The following is a 20,186-nucleotide window of genomic DNA, read 5'->3' as shown; positions in this document are numbered from 1 at the left end:
TTTTATTGAGCACATCTATAACATCCTGGTTATTATTATGAATAAAAACTCCAATATATTTTCCTTATCAAGGCAAAGAGAATCTCTTTTTTAAAAGCGTTTGTTCCCAATAGATTAATGAAGTAAAGCGTTATCTTTATCATACTTTTACAGGTTATTTATCCTCAAAAGTTCCGTTACATTAAAAAAAGTATATGTTTGCAAAACGCATACAAATATTATGTTAACCAAGTTCAAAAAATCATTAGAACAAAATATAGACTTAAACCCTAAACTATGGGCTAATATTGAAGAATTTGCCATGGTAAAGTATCTGAAAAAAAATGAGTACCTGCTCAAAGCCGGGGAAGTATGCCAACATGGATATTTCATTAACAAGGGGAGCCTTGTTAAAACTTTCCTTAACCCAAACGGGAAAGAAATTGTTCAAGGGTTTTATATTGATGAGGTGTATGCCTACCTTTCCGAGGTAACTGGTTATTTTTCCGATACAAGGTCTAACTTCGAAATAAAGGCTATTGAAAATTGCGAGCTAATTGAATTTTCAAAGCCACAGCTTGGTTACCTAGTTGAGCATTTCCCAGAGTTTGCCATCATGTTTCATAAAATCACCTCCTCAAGCTACCAAAACCTATACATGTTCAGCGCAATGCGCCTTTCGTTAAGTTCTGAAGATTTCTTAAACTATCTCTACAAAAACCATCCTATAATCCTACAAAGAATCCCTGATAAGTATATTGCTCAATTCATGGGCATAAGCAAAGAATGGTTTAGTAAACTCAAACGACGACTACTTTCTCATAGCTAAGCAATTGTTGTTAATGTACTGCTTAAAAAGTTGAAGTAGTTCAACCTTTTTTATATTCCTGCTATCCATTTTTGTAACCATGTATAACTTAAAACTTTGAGCTATGTTTCTATATGAGTCGTTACCTTGGTACACAGTACTTATGGGCTTTGCCGTTCTCGCAGGCTTAATGCTTATTAACGAGCTAGCACGAGTAAGTAAATGGATTGGCCTTGGAATCTTTTTTGTATTGCCCATTTTTCTTACTTTTTGGGTATGGCCTAAAACAGCAGCGCCAGGAACCAGCGTTGGCACTTGGTTCCATTATGCTAAAGTGTATTCAGTGCTAATTATCACCCTAATCATAATGGGGATTCGGTATATTAAAAGTTGGGCAAACAATAAATACATTTTAGCGCTACCCGCTCTATTACTTGCCATTAACATTCTTGAGGCAGTTATTAGAGATTTTCAATGCTATAGCTATAATGGCTTTGTTGATGGTGTTATGATTACTGGTGGCTCTTGGAACATCATGAACGGTATTGCTGGTATTCTTAATATTCTCGCCATATCGGGATGGACAGGTATTATTGTAAGCAAGAGAAGAAAAAAGGATATGATTTGGCCCGACCAGCTTTGGTTTTGGATTATTCCCTACGACCTATGGAACTTTGCTTACGTATACAACTGTATAGGCGACCACTCATTCTACGCTGGAATTATTTTGCTACTCTCTTGCACCATTCCTGCTTTCTTTATCAAAAAGGGAGCGTGGTTGCAACATCGCGCTCATACACTTGCTATTTGGGTGATGTTTGCCATGACTTTCCCACAATTTATCGACACATCAAAGTTTGCAGTTAAGGCATCACAAAATACAACAGCTCTTTTCATTGTTAGCCTTATTGCATTACTCTCAAATATTGCACTTATTGTTTATCATGTTTACATGGTTGTTAAAACCAAGCGTAACCCATTCAAAGAAGAAATTTACAGCGACTTAGAATGCTATAAAGAAGTTAAAGAGGCTAACGCATAAATTTAATTTCTACACTGATATTAAAGCGTCTCATAAAAAGCGCCTCTAATTTTTAGGGGCGTTTTTTTGTATATCAATCTTCGACTACTAATATCAATTGAAAATATGCAAGGAGATGATATCATTATAATAGATATGGTTTATGGGTAAAATGTTTAGTACCTTTGCCAACAAGAACAACAGCTATGACAAGACGCATTCAACCTTTCGCAGTATATAGCGATGGCAATGGTAATATATTCGAAAATCCGAAGCTATTTGCTGCTGGTCGGTCAGGAGATAAGGTATATCCGCTTTATCTCGATGAAATGATACCTCTTCCATACGGGAGCGAACTTTTTGAACTTCCTGGCAGAAAACTATTAGGCTACACACGAAAAGGGGAGTTAATAGAAAGTAACAATGGCATAGCATGTGCTGCATTTATTGCCCCGGCTCATACTCAGCTATCAATTGCTGCATGGCTAAATACTCCTAACGCTCCTGTCCTACCCCTTTATGCATATACTGCTGTGGGATGGTATAATGGTCAGTTTTACGTACCTGCAATTAGAATAGACCCAGATATTAGGCAGGATTGCGAAAACTTTAACCAAAAAGTTATTATTAGCCGTGGGAAAGAACTAAAAAAGCAGCACCCAAACAATAGGTTAATACATCATCTGGTTGATAATTGTGCTTTTACCTACTTATGCCCTGCAGCAAGGAACTTTGTAATGAATCGTTGGGAGGCTCCATTACCCATTTCTCCAACATGTAATGCAAGGTGTGTGGGATGCATTTCAAAACAGGACAAAGATGAATCGCCTGTTCATGAATCGCAACATAGGTTAACTTTCGTCCCAAGTGTTGATGAGATTGTTGAAGTAGCAGTACCACATCTTAACACTGCACCAAATCCTGTAGTGAGCTTTGGTCAGGGTTGCGAAGGCGAACCACTGATGCAATGGGAATTAATACGAGACTCCATTAAAGCAATTAGGGCAAAAACTTCCAAAGGCATTATCAACCTAAATACTAACGGCAGCAAACCTGAAGCAGTTGAGGAGCTTTTTAAAGCAGGGTTAAACAGCATCCGAGTGAGTATGAATTCCGCGCAAGAGAAATGGTATAACCTATACATTCGACCTGTAAACTTTTCTCAAGCCAATGCGATTGAATCGTTGAAGATTGCCCGTAAATACAATGCATGGTCATCAATTAACTACTTTGTAATGCCTGGCATTACCGATACCATTGATGAATATGAAGCACTTAAAAGAATTATAGCTACTGCAAAAATCAATATGATACAATGGCGCAACTTCAATATCGACCCCGATTGGCTTTTCAACCGAATTGAATTTAACGGACAGGGTGAACCCGTTGGTGTAAAGAACATTATGAACCAAATTCGAAAAGAATATCCATGGGTCTACTTTGGATACTTCAATCCGCCAGAAAATATCATTAGGCAGTATCAGTTTAAACAATAATAGTTATGGAAACTTATATTTGTAAAAGTTGTAACATTAAGTTTGAAGCCGATGGAGTAAAAACAGAATGGGTTGATGCCGCATTTGGGCCATGCAGCAAGTTAACAGCACCATGCCCCGAATGTGGGAAAGAGTGCGATGAATATCGCACACCAAAACAAAACTCCAGCGAGAGTTATAATATGTCACACACTCCTCCATGCGGTTCATGCTGCGGAGGATGCGGATTATAAATCAATTCTTGAATGTTATGGTTGAAATAAAAGTACTCGGAACAGGTTGCCCAAACTGCCACAAGCTTGAATCCATGTGTCATGAGGTAGTTAATGATTTAGGTATAGATGCTCAAATAGAGAGTATAACCGATATGGACAAATTCATGGACTATGGTGTGCTTCTAACACCAGCGCTTGTAATTAATGGTGAAGTAAAAGTACAAGGGAAACTACCATTAAGGCCAACACTGGTAAATTGGATTAAACAAGCAGCAAAATAAAAATGCCTGCTATTGCAGGCATTTAGTTTTCTACCAGGAGTTCACATCGTATTCAGGAACTTTCCTAACATTCTTGGCGACTTCTTGGCCCTTTTCGTTTATTCCAATCTGGAATTCAACCATATCGCCCTCAATTAACTCCTCAAAATCGCCCTCGGCAACATCTTGATAATGAAAGAACAGGTTATTAGGTGGATACTGAATAAACCCATAACCATTATTAATGCTTAACACACGAGCACGCTTAACCTCTTCATCGGTAATAACGTCTTTAGAAGGTTGTATTCTTGGCTGGCTATAGTCTTGGAGCGCAAAAAGATTCTCAACCACCCTATCCTTTTTGCTAAGGCCATCGTTAATGAGTTCATGCATGGACAAAGGATAGGTAACCTCACGTAACAGCTCCTGAGATGTACGGGTAGTAACCTCTCTACCCTGATCGTCGGTATAATCAAAATCCCACGCTAAAACCATCACTTTTGTTCCCAGTGAGTTAATCTTACGAATTAAAGGAACATAATCGCCATCGGAGGTGATAAGAACCAAAACGTTGAATCGTTTGTAGAGCGTTTGCTCAAAAGCTTCAAGAGCTAGCCAAACGTCAATACCTTTATCTTCGCGGCGTCCACCACGAGGACGAATAGGAAGGTAGTGAGTAATAACACCTTCTGACATCAGAATGTCATCAAACACCCGATCGTTATAGAGCTGGTTGCCACGTTGACTTGCCTCTTGTGCACTAATTCTGCCACGGAAAAAATGAGCCTCAGTGATTTGACAATAATTTGGCTCTAAACCTTCTTGCTGAGCAACCATATGACGGATAAACTCGTGTAATCCGGCAATGTTCAACCTTTTTTTACGTGAATGAAAATAGTTGTAATAGTTGCTAACATGAAGAAAGTAATTTCCATCGTAGAATACGCCAATGCGTAGCAAATCCTTTCTCTGGTTTTTTAGTGCCATGTTTTATACATTTTAAATTTACATATAAACTAATTGCTGCTTATTTCAATTCTTTAGAAAAGGTTGCAAAGTTAATCATTTAAAAATCAAATTGAAAATGCACATATCTAGTTATTGATATTAATCAATGCAAACGTTTACAGGTCTATTATCTTATTCTTAATTGCATACTTAACTAAATCGACCACCGTAGTTAGCTCCAGCTTTTGCATGATATGATTTTTGTGCGACTCAACTGTACGCACACTTATAAAAAGTTTTTCTGCTATAAGCTGATTAGAGTATCCTTGTGCCACCATTTTTAGTATCTCCATTTCGCGTGGAGTTAGCTTTTTATTCTCATACTCTTCTACCCTATCGGGATTTTTTATTCGCCTAAGATAGTTTTTTAAAATTATCCCGGAAACCTCCTTGCTAAAGTACTCTCCCCCATTATAAACCTCCTCTATGGCTTCAATTAGCTCATCGCGTGAAATGCTTTTATGAAGGTATCCCTTTGCTCCATTTCGTAATGAGTTAAAAATGTATTCCTGTTCAATATGCATGGAAAGTATAATCACTTTAATATCGGGATGGTTAGATGTAATAACATTTGTCAGCTCAACACCCGACATTTCGGGCAGGGAAATATCAACTAGCATAACATCGGGGTTAACATCTTTGATAACATTTAGCAATTTCTTGGCACAGTCGGCTTCAGCAACAACCTCAATGTTTGGCAAATCTGTTAATAGCAATCGAATGCCATCGCGAACTAGCTGGTGATCCTCTACAAGTGCGACTCTAATTTTATCCATTTTAGGTGTTTTTTTGTTGTTGTAAAGGAAACTCTGCCACTACTTTTGTTCCCTTCCCTTTTGATGAGATAAAGCTTATTTTTCCATTAAGCAGAACAGCTCGTTCTTTCATATTGTACAACCCATTTCCAGTATCTGTATTAGCCGAGGTGTTGAAACCCTCCCCATTGTCTTCTATCTGAAGATGAAGGTTGCTAAAATCGGCATATACAGCTACGCTTGCCTTACTTGCTCCTGAATGTTTAATTACGTTGGTTAGCGCCTCTTGAACAATTCGGTAAATGTAAGTTTTTAGCAGCTGATCGATAGGTTCAGGCAAAACGCCTACGCTTAAGCTGATGTTTATGCCAGAGTTACTCTCAACCTCGTTGCATAAATTCCTTAGCACAACCGCCAGGCTAAACTCTTTAAGAGCGGCAGGCATCAGGTTGTTCGATATCCTTCGTACCTCCTCAATTGTATGGCTAAACATATGCTTAACCTGCGAAAGCGTATTATTAAGTTCTTCATCTTTATTAGGCGGTATGCTCTCTAACTTTAGCTTTATGGCCACCAGGTTTTGCCCTAATCCATCGTGTAGCTCGCGCGATAAACGCTGTCGCTCCTTTTCCTGCCCATCAATCACCGATTTAACCTGACGCATTCGTTGAATTTGAAGTTCACGTTCCATGAACTTCCTATGTGTTATATTTCTGATAACAATTGATTCCGACTTCTGCCCCCTATATGTTACTGGTTTTATTTGGATTTCAACATAAAGACTATCGCCATTTTTCCTTTTCAAAAGAGCCTCTGCAGCAGGTTGGCTTTGTTCACGGAGTTCAGAAAGGATTTCGGGCTCAATCTCAATAAATTCATATGGCGTTTTTTTTGCCAATTCGCTTTTTTTATAACCAGTTAACTCCTCTAATGCAGGATTAAAGAAAAGCGGGACTCCTCCACTGTGTATGAGGATAGCATCAACCGAAGCTTGGTAAAACTGCGATAGCCGATCTCTACATTCATCTAGCTGCACCTCTAATTCCTTGCTGTGCACATTTGCTTTATGAATAATGGGCTTAATGCCTTTTAATAATCTCAGCTCATTGGTGGAATTCTCATCGGAAGAATCTAAATATCTTTCAATCTTTAAAGTATCATCCTTTATTAATTGCTTAAAATAGCTGCCAGCAACAATATATGGTAGAAAGAGGGCAAGAAATAATAAAAATAGCCGCGCAGCTATAAATTTGGTAAAAGACTTCCTGCTTATGTCAAAACATTTATCAGGTAAAACAATCGGAGATAATTTGCCAGAAATATTCAAGGATAGCCACCTATTCTTTGTATTATCAATCCTTATATGTGTAGATTGATATAAGTAAATTTCTACTGCAAAATTCTGGTCCACTCCTTTTTTACAAATATCAACAAAGAACTGGCCACTTATATGATTTACTCTAAATAAAACACTATCACCCTGAACTTCCTCTTCCCTCCCATCAGGGAACTTTTTTTCAGTAAACTTTACTGTAAACTCCGAATTTTGATTGGTTAAAAAAAACGTTGAAGTATCGCCTTCGGCATAAGAAATCGATTTAACATCTTTATTGCTCAACAGAATCCCTTTTATTTTCTTCTTAAGGGAATCAAAGTCGCTATTGTATTTAAAATCACGTTCCAAATAATCAATTAAACATAAGCCTTTTGATATTTTATTTATCAGCTGCCTTTCGGCTATATTTTTCTCTTTTAAAAAAGCGGAATATGAGTCGGAGATAATTATCGTAATAGAAGAAAGACCGACTAAAATTGCGATAATTGCTAAATAGGTATAAGTCGATTTCAATTTGAATCTAACCATTTACACAAAAAAACATTTTTCGACTGTAATTTACGTAAACCTTGGAATATTTCAATAACTTCAAGCAAATTTTTATTTCAATGGGAATGACTAAAAGTGTTAAGTTCAAGATAGTTGATTTTTCAGAAGATGGATACCACTGGCTAATAGAATGCCACCTGAACGGTAATGGTTTTTACCTGGTACTCGATACAGGAGCATCAAGAACTGTAATTGACAAAAACATTTTAGGTGATATTGAACTAGAACAACATCCAAATAGCTTGGTTCTTGGCTTTAACTCGCAAACCGATAGTGTAAGTACTGCAACTTTAAAGAGTTTTTATATTGGCAATGTGGAAATTAATAATTTCCAGGTGGCTGTATCCGATTTGAGCTTTTTATCATCTTCGTACTATGAAATTTCTGGTGTAAAAATAGGAGGTGTGCTCGGTTGCGATTTCCTTATGAACTATGTTACAAGTATTAATATTAAGCGGCAACGCATAAACTTTAAAAATATCGGTGAATAAATTGAGGCCCTTTTTGGGTGATAGTTTGTTAAAAAAAATTATATTTGCCCGATATTTTTGAAAAGTGGCAAATTATCAACTTTTTAATACTATAGAACGATGCAGAATAAAGGTGCGATCCGATTTATTGCCATTGCATTAGCCCTGGTAAGTTTATACCAGCTTTCGTTTACTTATGTAACCCGACGGGTAGAGAAGCAAGCCCGGGAATATGCAACGGACAGTGTTTTTCACAGTAAGAAGTACGAACATTACCTCGACTCGATGTCGCAAGAAAAGGTTTATCCCCTATTTGGATTTAACTACAAATACTGCAAGGAGAGGGAGATTAACCTTGGACTTGACCTTAAAGGGGGTATGTTTGTTAAGTTAGAAGTTTCAGTTGCCGACCTGATTAGGGTTCTTTCCAACAACAGCCAAGATTCATCATTTGTTAAGGCGATGAAACTGGCACAACAAATGCCTGGAAGCGAACATTTTGTTGACAAATTTGGAAGAGCCTTCAAACAGGTTGCGCCCAACGCTCGTTTAGCTTCTATTTTTAGTACTCCCGAACTTAAAGGGAAAGTTACCTTTGACTCATCCGATGACGATGTGTTACAAGTGTTAAGAGAAGAAGCTGATAACGCAATTGACAACTCCTTCAATATTTTAAGAAATCGTATTGATAAGTTTGGGGTTGCACAACCAAACATTCAACGCCTCGAAAATTCTGGGTTAATTGTAATTGAGCTACCTGGAATCAAGGAACCTGAGCGTGTTCGTAAACTACTACAAGGAACAGCAAATCTTGAATTCTGGGAAACTTACGAACTTTCGGAAATTCTCGACAACTTTGTTGCAGCTAATAAAACCCTTGCCGAGATCAACAAGGCTAAAGTAGAAGCAGTTGAATCAGATAAACAACAAGTTGAAGAAGAAACTAAAGCCGAAAATTCAGAAGATGAGCTTTTAAGTAAGTTAAAGGAAACTGAAAAAGAAGATACTCTCCAAGCCACAACCGATATGGCTAAAGAGTATCCATTATTTAGCATCCTACAACTTAACCTTTATAACAATCAACCAGCTCCTGGTCCTGTTGTTGGTTATTCACACTTTAAGGATACAGCAAAGGTTAACCAAATCCTTAAAATGCCTAAGATTAAGGCATTATTCCCTCCTGATGTTAAATTCCGCTGGGGTGTTAAACCACCAAAGTGGGATGAGAAAAAGGTAATGTATGAGCTAGTTGCTCTAAAAATAACCACTCGTGATGGCAGCGCACCTCTTGATGGCGGTGCAATCTCCGATGCTCGCGAAGCCTTTGGCGATCAAAAAGGCTCTGCTGAAGTAGATATGGAAATGAATGCCGAGGGTGCTCGTATTTGGGCTCGTATGACTGGCGACAACATTGGTCGTTGCATTGCCATTGTCCTTGACAATTACGTTTATTCATATCCAAGGGTTCAAACCGAAATCAGGGGTGGCCGTTCTCAAATTACAGGTGATTTCACTGTTGAAGAAGCAAAAGACCTAGCTAATGTGCTCAAGTCTGGTAAGTTACCTGCTCCTGCTCGTATTGTTGAAGAACAGCTAGTTGGTCCTTCACTAGGTAAAGAGGCAATTAATGCTGGCTTACGATCATTTATTGCTTCCTTTATCATTGTACTTATTTTCATGGTATTTTACTACAGCCGTAGCGCTGGTTTGGTTGCCGACTTTGCATTACTTGCAAACCTATTCTTCATCATGGGCGTTCTTGCATCATTTGGTGCTACCCTTACCTTACCTGGTATTGCAGGTATCGTACTTACTATGGGTATGGCGGTTGATGCAAACGTGCTAATATTTGAACGTATTCGTGAGGAGATTAGAGCAGGTAAAGGTCTTAGCCTTGCTGTAAAAGATGGTTACAAAAATGCACTTTCAGCTATTATTGATGGTAACGTTACCACATTCCTTACAGGTGTAATTCTTTACCTATTTGGTTCAGGTCCAATCCGTGGTTTTGCAACAACCCTAATGATTGGTATTGCAACCTCTATGTTCTCTGGCATTTTCATTACAAGGCTTGTACTCCTTTGGATGGAGAAGAAAAACCTTCCTTTAATTTTCTCTACAAAGATCTCTAAAAATGCATTCCAAGGTCTTAAAATTGACTTTATAGGTCTTAGAAAGAAAGCCTACGTAATTTCAAGCATACTAATTTTAGGTGCTATAATCTCTTTAGCAATTCGTGGTCTTAACCCAGGTATTGACTTTATTGGTGGTCGTTCTTACATTGTTCGTTTTTCAGATAATGTTTCAACTGTTGATGTTAGCAAGTCGTTAAAAACATACCTTGGTGAGGCTCCTGAAGTTAAAACAATTGGTAATGCTAATCAGGTAAAAATAACTACCAAGTATAAAATTGATGTTAACGATGAGAATGTAGACAACGAAGTTGATTCACTAATCTATCTTGGTGTTAAACCATTTATGGATGAAGGTGCCACCTTTAATGATTTCCAACGAATCTACAAGCAAAGCTCTATTAAGGTTGGGCCAACCATTGCTCATGACATTAAGCGCGACGCATACATTGCTATTTTCTTTGCTCTGATTGTTATCTTCATCTACATTCTAATTCGCTTTAGATATTGGAGCTATAGTGCAGGTGGTGTGGTCGCTCTTTTCCACGACTCTATTATTACCATTGGAATGTTCTCTGTCCTTTACCACAGAGTTCCATTTAACATGGAAATAGACCAGTCGTTTATTGCAGCAATTCTGACCATAATTGGTTACTCAATTAATGACTCGGTTATCATCTTCGACCGTATCCGTGAGTACATTGGCCTACATCCAAAGCGCGACAGAAAAGAGAACATGAACAACGCTATTAATGATACTCTTAGTAGAACATTCTCCACCTCATTCTCAACCCTGGTTGTTCTTATTCCCATGTTCTTCTTTGGTGGTGAGGTAATCAGAGGATTTGTATTTGCACTGATTGTTGGTATACTAATTGGTACCTACTCATCAGTCTTTGTTTCTGCACCTGTAGCTTACGATCTTGAAAAAAACAGGGATAAAAAGAAAAAGAAATAATTATCGTTACAAATAAAAAGCGGCCAAATTGGTCGCTTTTTTTATGGGGATATCAAGACAATAGCAAAATTATTTATAGTTAAAGCCAGATTTTTTATGTTAAGTTTTTTTAGGTACCCCCATTGTGCAAGGATTAAATTCTATAGTTTTTATTTAAAAAAAAGACAGGCCAAAAGCCTGTCTTATATATGGTTAGGTATTAGTTACTATCACAGTGGCCCTCTATTGAAACCTAAGTGTTGAAAATGTTGTTGAAAATTTTTAACTTTACTGTGATTATTTCCAATCCTTACTAATACCTGAACCATTGAATTCCCCGGCTGTGAAGTCGGGGTTTTCTTTATTCATAAACAAAAGTAATTATTTACCAACTATTACCTTGGAGAAAAAACATGTTGTAAAGTAGTTTTAACGTTTTTTCAACAAGTTAACCTTTCATCTACAGGATTTGGTATTTTTGCAAACGAATATCTTTAAATAAAACATGGTGAGCAAAAAGAGTGATATAAACATGGTGGAAACACCACTAATGAAACAGTATCTTAGCATTAAAAGGAATCACCCCGATGCTATACTGCTTTTTAGAGTAGGCGATTTTTATGAAACATTTGGGCAAGATGCTATAAAGACATCCGAAATATTAGGTATTACATTGACAAGAAGGGCAAATGGAGCAGCATCGTATGTTGAACTAGCAGGTTTCCCTCACCATGCATTAGATACATACCTACCAAAACTTGTAAGAGCAGGACAAAAGGTCGCAATTTGTGAACAGCTCGAAGATCCTAAAAAAACAAAAAAAATTGTAAAACGTGGGATTACAGAACTTGTAACCCCAGGAGTTGCATATAACGACAATATTCTAGAGCACAAGGAAAATAACTTTTTAGCCTGCGTCTATATCAATAAATCATTTGGTGGTGTTGCATTTTTAGATATTTCAACGGGAGAATTTTATGCATCGGAGGGGAATATTGATTATTTAGACAAGCTTATCAACAACTTTAAACCGAAAGAGATACTCGTTGAACGAACAAAACATAAGGAGTTTATTGAACATTTTGGGGGTAGACACTATATTACTAACCTTGATGAGTGGGCTTTTAATGAGGAAGCGGCCCGCGAAAAGTTAACAAAGCATTTCAAAACCCAATCGCTCAAAGGGTTTGGTATCGATACCCTAGGGCATGCAATAACTGCTGCAGGGGCAATCCTATACTACCTCGATGTAACGCAACATAACCAGATTGGTCATATTTCATCCATTTCTAGAATTGATGAGGATAGCTTTGTATGGATTGATAAATTCACATCCAGAAATCTTGAACTTTTTGGCTCCATTAATGAGGGAGCAAAAACTTTTATCGAGGTAATTGATAAAACCTCCTCACCTATGGGCGGACGCCTATTAAAACGATGGGTGGCATTACCATTAAAAAACATTGACTCCATTAACGATAGACTTAATGTTGTTGGATTCCTTAAGGAAAACGAAGATATTAGGTTAAGCTTTGATGAAAAACTTAGCGAAATTGGCGACCTAGAGCGGATTATCTCCAAAGCTGCTGTTGGCAGAATTCAGCCTAGGGAAATGGTTCAGCTTAAAAATTCGCTTTTTCTAATTGAAGAGATAAAAAAACTATGCGCTGAAAGCAATGAACCTACCCTCCTAAGAATTGCTGAACAGCTAAATCCTTGCAGCCTTATCCGTGAAAGGATTGATAGGGAAATTGTTCCCGATGCCCCAATGACTCTTGGCAAAGGTCAAGTGATAGCAAATGGAGTAAACGAGGAACTAGATGAACTTCGTGAAATACTTTCATCAGGAAAGGAATATCTTATAAACCTTCAGCAAAGAGAATCTGAGCGAACAGGAATTCCATCGCTTAAAATTAACTTTAATAATGTTTTTGGTTATTATATAGAAGTTCGCAACACGCATAAGGATAAAGTCCCCCCAGAATGGATAAGAAAGCAAACCTTAGTTTCTGCAGAACGATATATTACTCCTGAGCTCAAAGAGTACGAAGAGAAAATTCTGGGTGCCGAGGAAAAGATTGGGGCCTTAGAGCAAAGCCTTTATCAAAGTCTGGTACATAGCCTTTCCGAATACGTTGGGTCAATTCAGCTAAATGCCTACCTAATAGCCCAACTCGACTGTTTACTCTCCTTTACCAAATGTGCCATTGAATACAACTATTGCCGCCCAGAGGTTAAAGAAGATGACGTAATAGACATCAAACAAGGGCGTCACCCCGTTATTGAACAGATGCTCCCTCCTGGAGAGCAGTACATAGCTAATGATGTTTATTTAGATACAAGTGAGCATCAAATCATTATAATAACTGGGCCAAACATGGCCGGTAAATCGGCACTGCTAAGACAAACGGCACTTATTACTCTTATGGCCCAAATGGGTTCATTTGTTCCAGCCGAGAAAGCAAGCATTGGAGTGGTTGATAAAATATTCACAAGAGTTGGCGCTTCAGATAATCTCTCTTTAGGAGAATCAACCTTTATGGTTGAGATGCAAGAGGCGGCTAGCATTCTAAATAATATCTCTCCACGCAGCTTAGTTTTGCTCGACGAGATTGGCCGAGGAACATCTACATACGATGGCATTTCAATTGCCTGGGCTATTGTTGAATATCTACATGAACATCCAACTGCCCGCGCTAAAACCCTTTTCGCTACTCACTATCATGAGCTAAACGAAATGGAGAAGTCTTTCAAACGGGTAAAAAATTATAATGTAACAATAAAAGAGGTCGATAACCAGGTAATCTTCCTTAGAAAGTTAGTGAGGGGTGGTAGTGAGCATAGCTTTGGTATACACGTGGCACGTATGGCTGGTATGCCACCAAGTGTTGTTAAACGTGCTAATGAAATTCTTTCAGAACTTGAAAAATCAGACCAACGGCAAACACTTAGTAAGCCAGTAGAGGATATTAGCGCAAACCGCGAAGGTTATCAGCTTAGTATATTCCAATTAGAAGATCCCGTACTAAAACAAATACGGGATCAGATTAAAAATATCGACATAAATAACCTTACACCTTTAGAAGCGCTGAATAAACTGAATGAAATTAAACGGTTAACAGGACTATAAACCGCTTAGCTATTCCACAAATCACTCACACTTAGGTAGCGATCTCCAGTATCGTATGCAAAGGTTAAAACAGTTCCGTTGGCTTTGCCTTGTTCAACAAGCTTGCTTACGGCTGCAATATTTGCACCCGTAGAAATTCCTGCTAGTATTCCTTCCCTCTTGGCTAAGCGTCGGACAGCCTCAAATGCCTCATCATTCTCAATTTTAATAATCTCATCCACAACAGTTCTATCAAGGTTGTCGGGCACAAAACCAGCACCAATACCCTGAATTTTATGCGGTCCCTTATACCCACCAGAAAGCACTGGGGAAGCACTTGGCTCAACAGCATACACCTTTACTGAAGGGAAAATTTCCTTTAGCCGTTTCCCCACTCCCGAAATGTGACCAGCAGTGCCAACTCCAGCAACAAGAGCAGAAACCCCATTGGGGAAATCCTGAATAATCTCCTCCGCGGTTGTACGATAATGAATTTGAGGATTTGATTTGTTACTAAATTGCATGGGCATCCATGCACCTGGAGTGTGTTCAATAATTTCGGAAGCATTTGAGATTGCACCATCCATACCGAGCGAGGCAGGAGTTAAAACTATGGTTGCGCCATATGCTTCGAGTAACTTTCGCCTCTCTACCGACATACTTTCAGGCATCGTTAGAATTAATTTATACCCTTTTAGTGCAGCAATCATGGCAAGTCCTATTCCGGTATTCCCAGATGTTGGTTCAACTATCGTACTACCATATTTAATTAATCCCTGCTGTTCGGCATCAGAAATCATAGCCATGGCTGCACGATCTTTTATGCTTCCAGTTGGGTTCATTCTTTCATCTTTTAACCATACATCGTTACTTTCAAATAACTTGGATAACCGAATGTGAGGGGTATTCCCAATTCTTTCTTCAATTCCAAAAAGTTTCATATAATCTATTTGTTTAAAAATTTACACTCTGACTTTTAACTACAACCTTGCTTTCATGATAAACCTTTGAATAAGGCGGAACACTTTTTACAAGCCAAACATTTCCCCCAATGGTACTATTATGGCCTATTACTGTTGAGCCACCTAAGATTGTACTGCCCGCATAAATAACTACATCATCTTCAATGGTAGGATGTCGCTTTCTTGCTGACATCGATTTTGATACACTTAAAGCACCTAATGTTACGCCTTGGTAAATCTTTACCCGATTCCCGATAACTGTTGTTGCCCCAATTACAATTCCAGTACCATGATCAATAAAAAACTCACTTCCTATAGTTGCTGCTGGATGAATATCAATTCCTGTCTTACTATGTGCATATTCCGTTATTAGCCTAGGTATGATTTTTATTCCCTCATTATAAAGTAGATTGGCTATCCTATAGTGTGCAATAGCAAAAAAGCCAGGATAAGCAAGGAGAACTTCATTAAGGCTTTCTGCTGCAGGATCATTGTTATAAATAGATTTAGCATCTGCCTCAAGCATTGAAATTAAACTTGGCAGCTTACTGGAAATGCTAGCAACATAGTTTGCTGCCAATCCATTATCAGCCTCTACAAGGTTTAGTACTGTTTTAAATGATGTATCAAAATCATCACTGTAAATAAGTGTAGCATCTCTCCTAGTAAGGCTTAAAAAGACCATCTCTGTAAATGCTTCACTAAACTCTGAAATAACATGCTGGGTACTGCTATACCCTTTCAATGCATCAAGTTTCATATCTTATTTTTTTTAACAAAAAACCCTTCCATAACTGGAAGGGCTCAAACTACTTTTTAGTAAATATCTATTTTAACACATAGCAAGCCCTCCATGTGGTACTGTACAATACCAACAACAGGTTAATGCTATGTTTCTTGTGTTAATCATTTAGCTATAAACAATCAAATTAATGTTTTGTTCCATTTAAAATTAAAACTGCCTGATTTAACCGAATTAGGGTTTCCTCTTTTCCAAGGATTTCACAAATATCGGCAATTCCAGGTCCTTTTGATGCTCCAACAAGGCAAAGTCTTATGGCATTCATCACTTTACCCATTCCATATCCATTTGAGGTAATAAAGTTCTTAATACCAGCCTCAATGTCAGATGCTTGCCAAGGATCAAGTTGCTTTAGCAGGTCAGAAACCATGTTGATAATCTCAGGGGTTTCTGCTTTCCAGTGTTTAGACACAGCCTTTTGCTCATACTCAATTGGGCGCTCAAAAAAGAAGTTTGTTTGCTCCCAGAGCTCGTGAATAAAATTAACGCGCTCCTTAACCAGCCCAACTATTTTAACCAGCTTACTAAAATCAACATCAATATTATACTGCTCAAGAATGGGTGAAAAGAGCTCGGCAACCTCTTTGTCTGATTTCCTAATTAGATACTGATGGTTAAACCATTTCGCTTTTTCAGGATCGAACCGTGCTCCCGATTTATTAACTCGTTCAATGCTAAAAAGGTTAATTAGCTCATCCATGGAGAAGATTTCCTGATCGGTTCCAGGGTTCCAACCTAGCAAAGCTAACAGATTGACGAATGCCTCTGGGAAATAACCATCCTCACGATATCCTCGAGAGATCTCTCCATTTGCATTTTTCCACATCAGCGGAAATACAGGGAATCCCATCTTGTCACCATCACGCTTACTCAACTTCCCATTGCCAGTTGGTTTAAGCAGTAAAGGTAAGTGAGCAAACTTAGGCATTTTGTCCTCCCATCCTAAAGCTCTATATAGTAACACATGTAAGGGTAACGAAGGTAACCATTCCTCACCACGAATTACATGTGATATTTCCATCAAGAAATCATCGACAACATTTGCAAGGTGATAGGTAGGTAACATATCAGCGCTTTTGAAAAGCACTTTGTCATCAAGTGTTGATGTATTTACACGTACCTCTCCTCGAATCAGGTCATTCATTATCACCTCCTCATTCTCAGGCATTTTAAACCTAATAACCCACTGGTCGCCACTGTTTATTCTGCGTTCTACCTCATCAGGGGGTAACGATAATGAATTTTCCAAAGAGTTTCGTATAGAATAGTTATAGGTAAAAGCCCCACCCTTTGATTCGGCCTCAGCCCTTAGCTTTTCAAGCGTTTCGGGCTTATCAAATGCATAATATGCATGCCCAGACTCTACTAGCCTATCGGCATATTGTTTGTATATATTTTTACGTTCGCTCTGACGATAAGGGGCATAGGGGCCACCTTGCCTAACGCCTTCGTCAACCTTTATGCCACACCACTCCAAGGCTTCATTAATATATTCCTCGGCTCCAGGAACAAAGCGTTGTGAATCGGTATCCTCTATACGTAATATAAAATCGCCACCATGCTGGCGGGCAAAAAAGTAATTGAATAATGCAGTACGTACTCCTCCCATATGGAGTGGTCCTGTTGGACTTGGAGCAAAACGAACTCTTACTCTACGATTAGTCATCCTTGTTAAATTTTCGCAAAGGTATTAATATTGACTATTAGCAACAAAAAAAAAGGAGAGTTCTTTACTCCGTAAATTCAACAAGCAAATGCGACACAATTAAAGAACTCTGTTTTTGGAGTACTAAAATGCAAAGTCTTCCTTGGTCTTCTGTTTATTTTATGTTGTACTTGTTTCACAAAATCTGAATCAAAGGTATCAAAATTTGATTTTTTAGGGATGTACTGTCTTATTAATTTATTAGAGTACTCACTTAATCCTCTTTCCCAAGAAGAATATGGATGAGCGAAGTAAAAGTCAGCCTGCAATTTTTTCGCTATTTTTTCATGTCTGGCAAATTCGGAACCGTTATCACTGGTTATTGATTTTACGCTGTTCTTATAGGGCAGTAGCATTCTAATTACGGTATTAGCAAGTCCATCTGCATCTTTACCATCCTCCAATTTCCTTATTAAAATCATTGATGTTTTTCTTTCAACTAAAGTTACCATTGCTCCTTTATTATTCCTCCCAACAATTAGGTCAATCTCCCAATCACCAAAACGCTCCTTGTTGTTTATTACAGCAGGCCTATCGTCAATGTAAACCTTGTTTTTTATAACTACACGCTTCCCTCCAACAGGACGATTGCGGTGTTTTAGCTTATGCCGCATATGCTTATGCAGCTCCCCTCCGGCCTGTTTATCTGCCCTTATGTACTGGTATATTCTTTCATGAGATACCATTTCAATTCCATTTCTATCACAATGTCCCTTTATTTGCTCAGGCGACCACTGCTCTTCTTTTATCCAATTGTCTATCTTTACTTGCATGCTTGTATCAAACCTGCGATTCTGACAGAAACGCTCTTTCCTCTCTTCCGCTAACTCGTTAGCAGAATCAGGATTATAAGCACCTCGCTTGCTACTATTGCGACTTATTTCACGATAAATAGTGCTCTTGTGAACTTTTAAAGCCCTGGCTATTTCACTTTTTGTTTTCCCGCAATCCAAATACGCTTTTATTGCGTATCTTTGCTCCAATGTCAAATGCTTCATCCGTATTTTTTTTTGCGAAAACAAAGGTCGAACATTTGCATTAAGAGAGAAAATACTTTTTAGTTTTTCTCTCTTTCTTTAATTTAAATTCTTTTCTTGTCGTTGTCTATTGATAATCAGAATAACTTTTTTAACGCTTTGCTAAAAGTTATTTCCGATTATCAACAGACCATCATCATCATCATTCAAGAATTTTTTCGCATTTACTAATTGAACTTTCACTCTCCTATAATGTTTTTGTAATGCTCATACCTGTCCATTATTTCTTTAACATAAAGGTAGGTTTCAGTTCCCTTTAAAGAACCATACTTAACCACAGGGTCATGGGCAAAGTCATATTTATGACGAATGAAGTACTCAACATTATTTTCCCATACATTTGGATTCTTCCCATATTTTTGGGCTAAATTCCGTGCATCAATTACATGTCCAATACCTGCATTATAAGATGCTAATACAAATTTTATTCTCTCTTCCTTAGGCACCCCATATTTAGCCCATTTCTCATCGAGCCACTTAATATACTTTACTCCAGCTTTAATCTGCTCCTCTGGCTTTTCGTTATGGCTTATCCCAAAGAACTTAGCTGTAGCTGGCATGAATTGCATTAAGCCTTTTGCCCCCACTTTTGATTGCGCGTTGTGGTTAAATCGAGACTCTTGGTATACCAGCGAGGCTAACAAACGCCAATCAAAGTTTATCTCCTTACTATATTTCTTGAAATACTCATCCCAGGGTGATATTTTCCCAGTATAAATGTAGAAATAATCGCTACTGGCTCTTTTGTTAAACCTATTTTCGGAAAAATAACGACGTTCAATTCGCTTATAGTGGGCAGTTTTTAGGTAACCCTCAAGCCAAGTATTTATTTTTCCCCGTAGTTCTGGAGATGTTTTTCTAACAGCCCAAGCTATTTCCTGAGGAAAACCAATTTGCACATCGATGTTAATGTTTTTGTAAAAGTTCTCTTTAACCTGAGCTACAGACTGGTCGCAAACCACATAATCAATTTCACCCGTCGATACCAGTTCAATCAGTTTATCAGCATCATAGTTAGGTAATTCAACAATAGTGATATCACGACCTATCTCATCTTTCAGGTTTTTAAGCCGTTGTGCTCCAGATGAGCTCTTCTGAACATAAACAATTTTACCAGCTAAATCGAGAGGTTGTTTTACTTTAACACCATTCTCATCAAAACGCTGAACTAATACCTGACTTGTTTGACCGTGCGGCAATGTAAAATCAACCTCAGATTTCCGGGGCGCAGTTATAGCTAAGCTACTTGCAATGATATCGACCTTACCTGATTTTAATAGTTCAAACGACTTATCGATATCACTTTCAGTGATAATTTCTAGCTTTACTCCCAAATAGGTTGCCAAGTCCCGAAGCATATCGTACTGGTAACCCATTGGCTTTCCCTTATAAATAAAGTAGCTTATGGCATCGTAATCAGTTACCGCTACTATCTTTCCGTCAACTAAGATATCGGCTAAATCCCTTTGGAACTCAACGGAATCGTTATTGCTCCTTTCATTTGTTAAACATGAAAAGAGTAGTAAGAAAGCCAAAAAAATCAACCCCCTAAATAAAACATTAAAAAATCTAACCATATTATGATCTTTTTGGTTAATCAATTAG

16 protein-coding genes are annotated in these 20,186 nt (G+C 38.0%); 8 read left to right on the top strand and 8 right to left on the bottom strand.

Annotated elements, in window-relative coordinates; translation table 11 throughout:
- The first annotated feature begins 220 nt into the window (after positions 1-220).
- The 5 genes from FHG85_RS02315 to FHG85_RS02295 all read left to right on the top strand — a co-directional run bounded on the left by FHG85_RS02315 (position 221) and on the right by FHG85_RS02295 (position 3,800).
- Positions 221-808 (top strand): Crp/Fnr family transcriptional regulator, encoded by a 588-nt coding sequence (locus FHG85_RS02315; RefSeq protein WP_173072661.1) that lies wholly within the window; start codon positions 221-223, stop codon positions 806-808.
- Between the two features lie 103 nt (positions 809-911).
- Entirely contained in the window at positions 912-1,829 is a 918-nt protein-coding gene (locus tag FHG85_RS02310; RefSeq protein ID WP_173072660.1) for a DUF5692 family protein, read from the top strand.
- Between the two features lie 185 nt (positions 1,830-2,014).
- The gene (locus FHG85_RS02305; RefSeq protein ID WP_173072659.1) at positions 2,015-3,304 is read left to right on the top strand and encodes a radical SAM protein; all 1,290 of its coding nucleotides are present in this window, start codon (positions 2,015-2,017) and stop codon (positions 3,302-3,304) included.
- Positions 3,305-3,309: 5 nt separating this feature from the next.
- Positions 3,310-3,537, top strand: a complete 228-nt coding sequence (locus tag FHG85_RS02300) for a hypothetical protein (RefSeq protein ID WP_173072658.1) — start codon at positions 3,310-3,312, stop codon at positions 3,535-3,537.
- A gap of 17 nt (positions 3,538-3,554) precedes the next feature.
- Positions 3,555-3,800 carry a thioredoxin family protein gene (locus FHG85_RS02295; RefSeq protein WP_173072657.1) on the top strand — a complete coding sequence of 82 codons (246 nt, stop codon included), beginning with the start codon at positions 3,555-3,557 and terminating at the stop codon, positions 3,798-3,800.
- A 30-nt stretch (positions 3,801-3,830) separates the two neighbouring features.
- Here the strand turns inward: FHG85_RS02295 and FHG85_RS02290 are convergent, their stop codons facing one another.
- The 3 genes from FHG85_RS02290 to FHG85_RS02280 all read right to left on the bottom strand — a co-directional run bounded on the left by FHG85_RS02290 (position 3,831) and on the right by FHG85_RS02280 (position 7,406).
- Complete coding sequence (locus FHG85_RS02290; RefSeq protein WP_173072656.1) at positions 3,831-4,766, bottom strand: NYN domain-containing protein; 936 nt, start codon at positions 4,764-4,766, stop codon at positions 3,831-3,833.
- Positions 4,767-4,903: 137 nt separating this feature from the next.
- Positions 4,904-5,563, bottom strand: coding sequence for a response regulator transcription factor (locus FHG85_RS02285; protein WP_173072655.1), 660 nt, complete (start codon positions 5,561-5,563; stop codon positions 4,904-4,906).
- Position 5,564: 1 nt separating this feature from the next.
- Positions 5,565-7,406 carry a PAS domain-containing sensor histidine kinase gene (locus tag FHG85_RS02280; RefSeq protein WP_173072654.1) on the bottom strand — a complete coding sequence of 614 codons (1,842 nt, stop codon included), beginning with the start codon at positions 7,404-7,406 and terminating at the stop codon, positions 5,565-5,567.
- Positions 7,407-7,486: 80 nt separating this feature from the next.
- Here FHG85_RS02280 and FHG85_RS02275 point away from each other — a divergent pair, with 80 nt between their 5' ends.
- The 3 genes from FHG85_RS02275 to mutS all read left to right on the top strand — a co-directional run bounded on the left by FHG85_RS02275 (position 7,487) and on the right by mutS (position 14,096).
- Positions 7,487-7,918 carry an aspartyl protease family protein gene (locus tag FHG85_RS02275; RefSeq protein WP_173072653.1) on the top strand — a complete coding sequence of 144 codons (432 nt, stop codon included), beginning with the start codon at positions 7,487-7,489 and terminating at the stop codon, positions 7,916-7,918.
- A gap of 99 nt (positions 7,919-8,017) precedes the next feature.
- The gene (secDF, locus tag FHG85_RS02270) at positions 8,018-10,987 is read left to right on the top strand and encodes a protein translocase subunit SecDF (RefSeq protein ID WP_173072652.1); all 2,970 of its coding nucleotides are present in this window, start codon (positions 8,018-8,020) and stop codon (positions 10,985-10,987) included.
- A gap of 484 nt (positions 10,988-11,471) precedes the next feature.
- Complete coding sequence (mutS, locus tag FHG85_RS02265; protein WP_220429222.1) at positions 11,472-14,096, top strand: DNA mismatch repair protein MutS; 2,625 nt, start codon at positions 11,472-11,474, stop codon at positions 14,094-14,096.
- Positions 14,097-14,101: 5 nt separating this feature from the next.
- Here the strand turns inward: mutS and cysK are convergent, their stop codons facing one another.
- The 5 genes from cysK to FHG85_RS02240 all read right to left on the bottom strand — a co-directional run bounded on the left by cysK (position 14,102) and on the right by FHG85_RS02240 (position 20,158).
- Complete coding sequence (gene cysK, locus FHG85_RS02260) at positions 14,102-15,016, bottom strand: cysteine synthase A (protein WP_173072651.1); 915 nt, start codon at positions 15,014-15,016, stop codon at positions 14,102-14,104.
- A gap of 13 nt (positions 15,017-15,029) precedes the next feature.
- On the bottom strand, positions 15,030-15,797 hold the full coding sequence (gene epsC / locus FHG85_RS02255) for a serine O-acetyltransferase EpsC (RefSeq protein ID WP_173072650.1): 768 nt from the start codon (positions 15,795-15,797) through the stop codon (positions 15,030-15,032).
- A 169-nt stretch (positions 15,798-15,966) separates the two neighbouring features.
- Complete coding sequence (gltX, locus tag FHG85_RS02250; RefSeq protein WP_173072649.1) at positions 15,967-17,505, bottom strand: glutamate--tRNA ligase; 1,539 nt, start codon at positions 17,503-17,505, stop codon at positions 15,967-15,969.
- 77 nt (positions 17,506-17,582) lie between these two features.
- Complete coding sequence (locus tag FHG85_RS02245; RefSeq protein WP_173072648.1) at positions 17,583-18,542, bottom strand: IS30 family transposase; 960 nt, start codon at positions 18,540-18,542, stop codon at positions 17,583-17,585.
- 218 nt (positions 18,543-18,760) lie between these two features.
- A complete protein-coding gene (locus tag FHG85_RS02240; protein WP_173072647.1) occupies positions 18,761-20,158 on the bottom strand; it encodes an MltF family protein in 1,398 nt (465 codons plus the stop codon).
- Between the last annotated feature and the right edge of the window lie 28 nt (positions 20,159-20,186).

This window comes from Tenuifilum thalassicum, assembly GCF_013265555.1.
Lineage (GTDB): Bacteria > Bacteroidota > Bacteroidia > Bacteroidales > Tenuifilaceae > Tenuifilum > Tenuifilum thalassicum.
The sequence above is the reverse complement of the archived record's forward strand: the minus strand, read 5'-3'. Positions and strand labels throughout refer to the sequence as shown.